Raw genomic sequence first — 3,422 nt, forward strand, 5'->3', positions numbered from 1 at the left:
TAAATAAAAAATATATAACTTCATTTAGATTACATAAAACCTAAAATCAAAAATTTTTTAAAATAAATATTTACCATTTTTTTACTTTTTAGGTTTATAATGAGTCTATAATATATAGATAATATTTAAAATAAAGGAGAGACTATGCTTAAAAAAAATATACTTATTATTGAAGATGACCCAAAAATTAGAAGATATTTGGAATTAGAGCTAGTTCATGAGGGATATAAAGTAGATTTAGCTGAAGATGGACAGATTGGTTTGGAGCTTTTCAGAGAAAATAACTACTCTTTAATACTGCTAGATTTAATGATTCCTCAAATGAGTGGTGAAGATGTATGTAAGGTTATTCGTACAGAATCAAATATCCCTATTATTGTTTTAACTGCTAAAGATGAGATTTTTAGTAAAATTACACTTTTGGATTTAGGTGCTGATGACTATATTACAAAGCCCTTTGTTATTGATGAGTTATTGGCTAGAATGAGAGTTATTTTTAGAAATAAACAGACTTTTATTGATAAAAAAATCATAAAATTTGGAAATCTATCTCTTAATCTTAGCACTAAAGAGGTATTTTTGGACTCTACTCCCATAACATTGACAAAAACAGAGTATAATCTTCTCCACTACTTAATGATAAATAAAAATCTAGTTTTAACGAGAGAAAACATCTTGGAAAATGTTTGGGGTTATGATTATTTTGGAGATGGAAAAATTATTGATATGTATATAAAAGCCCTTAGAAAAAAGTTGGATCCAGATAGTAAATACATTAAAACTATTCGAGGATTTGGCTACTCTTTAAAAAAGGAGGATTAATTTGAAAACGCTTTCTGGTACATTAAAAAAGAGCTACTTTCAGCTTATATGTTTATTTTCAATTGTCTTAACACTCTCTCTTTCCATCACAGGAAAATACCTTATTAATTCCTCTAAGCACTCCTTAAGAAACGCTATGGGGTTTTTAAAATATGAGATTTTAGAGGAAGTAAATTCTAAGTCAATGGAAATTTTTAATGGTAATCTGGTGGACAATCTTTTTAGAGTGGAGAATCCATCCCTTGATGAACTTGAGATTACAATTAAATATAAAGACTTTATATACAGCGAAAATAAAAATAAAGAGCTTTTAAAAGCAGCTGTTGAAGACAAAGTTACCAATATACATTGGTACGATTACATGGTTTTAAAAAATGAACTTGTCAATAAAGATGGGGAAGTTTATACCGTTATCCTTATTAAAAATTTAAGTAATGAGAAAAATTTTTTTCTCGATATTGTATATATTTTTTTATCAGGGCTTACTATCTGTATACTTATATCCATAGTAGCATTTAATCGTCTTTTGAGAAAAATAACGAAACAGCTATCTTTATTAGAGAGTTTAAACACCAACATCACCCTTGAAAATCTGGAGGTTATTAAACCTACAAACTACTTTAAAGAGTTTGATAATATTTTAGATTCCTATGAGGAGATGTTACTGAGGCTTGATATACAAAATAAAAAACAGATTGAGTTTGTACACAACTCATCTCATGAGCTTAAAACCCCACTATTTATAATCAGTGGATATATTGATATGATTAAACGTTGGGGAAAAAAAGATCCTGAAATTTTCAATGAAGCTTTAATCTCCATCGAAGATGAAACTAAAAATATGAATGTTCTTATTGAAAAACTACTATTTTTAGCTAAAGAAACTGAGATAAAAACAGAGGAGATAGAGGCTGAACTATCTGAAATTATCTTAGGATGCATATCCAGTTTAAAACGTCAATATCCAAAGGCCAATATTAATTTTACTCCAGAGTATACTATTGTAAAATCTGATGAGAGCTTAATAAAACTTTTAATTAAAAATATTTTAGAAAATGCTATAAAATATGGAAAGGATAATCCAATTGATATAACTTTAACAAATAGTGATGAGTTAAATCAAGCTATTCTAACTGTTGAAGACCATGGGATTGGTATGACTACCAATGAGTTACACCATATCTATGATAGATTCTTTAGAGCTAATAAATCTAGAAGTAAAGAGATTCAGGGACACGGTCTTGGTATGTCCATTGTTAAGAGAATTGTAACTCTTTTAAATCTAGATATAAAAATATCTAGTGCTATCAATGAGGGAACAACTATTAAAGTATTTTTTAACTTATAACATTAACCAATATAATTTTAATACTTGAGGAGGAATTTATGTTTAAAGATAAAAAACTTTTATCAGTTATTGGTTTAAGTTTTATCTCTTTTTTTAGTACTATTTGGATTAGAAAAGCTGATTTAATGGAGTCTAGAAACTTCATCACTGCTAGAGAGATTGTTTTCAACAATGAATGGCTTGTTACTACCTTAAATGGACAATATAGATTTGAAAAACCACCACTACCAACTTGGTTTACTGCTGTTATTATGAAACTTTCAAATAACTTTTCTGATGAGTGGTTATTAAGACTCCCTGTGGCTTTTGTTTCAGTTCTATTGATTTTTTTTATCTATAGATTTGTTCAAGAGATATCAAAAGATAAAAATCTCCCATTTTTAGCATCATTTGTTGCTACAACTACTTTTATGATAACAAAAGTGGGAGGAGAGAATGCTTGGGACGCATATCCATATATATTTATGTTCGGATCCATAACTTATCTTTTAAAGAGTCTAAATTCCAAAAAAAACTTAGAATTACTTTGGGCATCCACGCTCTTTGCAGCGTCTTTATTAAGTAAAGGGCCTGTTGCTATCTATGGTATGTTTCTTCCATTTGCTATCTCCTATATTGCAATCTATGGACTGGATAAGATTAAAAAAAATAGAGGTAAAATTACTATTTATTTTTTAATTGGACTTATTTTAGCTTCTATCTGGCCTATTGCTATGATAGTAGAAAACAAAGAGCTTTTTTTCTCCGTTATGAATAAGGAAAAAAATACATGGACAAGCAAACATGTCAAAGGCTTTTTCTTCTATCTTAACTATTTTTATTTTATGGGAATCTGGATGTTTTTTGCCATTGTGACTTTTTTCAAAAAATGGAATTTGAAAAGCTGTACAGAGAATAGACTTTTTAAATTTGGAATACTCTGGTCTATTTTAACTTTTCTGTTTCTTTCTTTTATAAAAATGAAAAAGGAAAGATATGGTTTCCCAATATATATTGTGTCCTCTATTCCCATTGCTATTGTCTTAAACTATTATTTAAATAGTAATTGGAATATTTTAAAAAAATCAGATAAGATTTTATTCTATATTCAGACTTTTCTTATTTCAATTATATCCATTGGGAGTATTGCCATTATTTTTTGGAGAAAACCTAACTTCTCCTACTTAACACTTCCATTTTTTATTCTATTAATCTATCTTTTTAAAGATAAATTAACAGATAAAAATATGTTTAAGAAAAAAGTGATCTATCT

Annotated in this window: 3 protein-coding genes; all 3 read left to right on the forward strand. The window is 27.9% G+C overall.

Going from position 1 to position 3,422, the window contains the following annotated elements:
- Positions 1-144 precede the first annotated feature (144 nt).
- Positions 145-822, forward strand: coding sequence for a response regulator transcription factor (locus ACMOUI_RS05240; RefSeq protein WP_418964685.1), 678 nt, complete (start codon positions 145-147; stop codon positions 820-822).
- Position 823: 1 nt separating this feature from the next.
- Positions 824-2,170 (forward strand): sensor histidine kinase, encoded by a 1,347-nt coding sequence (locus tag ACMOUI_RS05245; protein ID WP_418964686.1) that lies wholly within the window; start codon positions 824-826, stop codon positions 2,168-2,170.
- Positions 2,171-2,208: 38 nt separating this feature from the next.
- Positions 2,209-3,422 (forward strand): ArnT family glycosyltransferase (locus tag ACMOUI_RS05250; protein WP_418964687.1); only part of this gene is annotated, 1,214 nt, incomplete at its 3' end.

Origin of the sequence: Cetobacterium sp., assembly GCF_048470075.1 — a bacterium.
In the GTDB taxonomy this organism is placed as follows: Bacteria; Fusobacteriota; Fusobacteriia; order Fusobacteriales; family Fusobacteriaceae; genus Cetobacterium_A.